Source organism: Terrisporobacter mayombei, assembly GCF_020748465.1.
Taxonomy (GTDB): Bacteria; Bacillota; Clostridia; order Peptostreptococcales; family Peptostreptococcaceae; genus Terrisporobacter; species Terrisporobacter mayombei.
The window spans coordinates 1-467 of sequence record NZ_JAHZMP010000194.1 but is presented as its reverse complement, the minus strand read 5'-3'; the positions used below and the strand labels follow the sequence as shown (position 1 = coordinate 467).

The following is a 467-nucleotide window of genomic DNA, read 5'->3' as shown; positions in this document are numbered from 1 at the left end:
ACTGTTACACTATGTTTTTCCTTATCTATAATTACTACTCCAACCTTTATGACATCTTTATCTTCATTATTAGCACCACTAAAATAGTATGCTCTTCTAATCAGTGACTTCACTCTCACAGTAAGTTCAAGTGGGTTAAATGGTTTTGTCAAATAATCATCTGCACCAGTCATTATCCCTTGTATTTTATCCATGTCTTCTGATTTTGCACTTAACATAAGTATTGGTATATTCAAACTTTCTCTAACTTTTCTACAAACTTCTATCCCATCCATTTTAGGCATCATTATATCCAATACCATTAAATGAATATTTTCCTTTTTTAAAATATCTAGAGCCTCTTTTCCATCTTCAGCTTTAATTACATTATATCCACTATTTAAAAGATATATCTCTATAAGGTCTCTTATTTCCTTTTCATCATCCACAACAAGAACTGTATTATTCATTTTTACACATCCTAACTT

The 467-nt window shown here is 29.8% G+C and carries 1 protein-coding gene; it reads right to left on the bottom strand.

What is annotated here, in order from left to right:
• The coding region (locus tag K0039_RS21085; protein ID WP_228106868.1) for a response regulator transcription factor at positions 1–449 on the bottom strand (449 nt) is incomplete at its 3' end.
• Between the last annotated feature and the right edge of the window lie 18 nt (positions 450–467).